Source organism: Serratia sp. Sp408 (assembly GCF_057180665.1).
The window spans coordinates 1-418 of record NZ_JBXUFT010000026.1; the positions used below are offsets into that span (position 1 = coordinate 1).

At 71.3% G+C, this 418-nt stretch carries 1 protein-coding gene; it reads right to left on the reverse strand.

The window, feature by feature from the left end; genetic code table 11:
• A partial coding sequence (locus AC2AXP_RS22670) for an Ig-like domain-containing protein (protein ID WP_484381993.1) occupies positions 1 to 418 on the reverse strand: 418 nt, incomplete at both ends.

Consider the following 418-nt stretch of genomic DNA (forward strand, 5'->3'; position numbering starts at 1 on the left):
GGGCGGTAAGTTGTCGAGGACGATGGAGACGGACGAGGTCGTGGAGGTGTTGGTCGCACGATCCCACGACGTCGCCGTGATCGTGTACGTGCCGTCAGGGCGCAGGCTCGTGTTCCACGAGCAGGTGAAGGTCCACGAGGGGCTCGCGCCGCCGAGGGTCGCGGGATCGCAGATCGTGCCGCTGGTCGAGGCCGGGCCCGTCCATGCCAGGCGCACGTGGTCGATGCCGGTGTGTGCGTCGCCCGCCGTGCCGGACACGGTGAACGTCCCGCCCTGCACGCTGCCGGCCGCCGGCGCGCCGATCGCGACCGTCGGTGCGATCAGGTCGACGCGCTGTGCCGTCGCCGGCACGCCGGAGGTCCCGACGTTGCCGACGTTGTCGTTCACCAGCAGGCGGTACCGGAAGCACTGGCTGCCG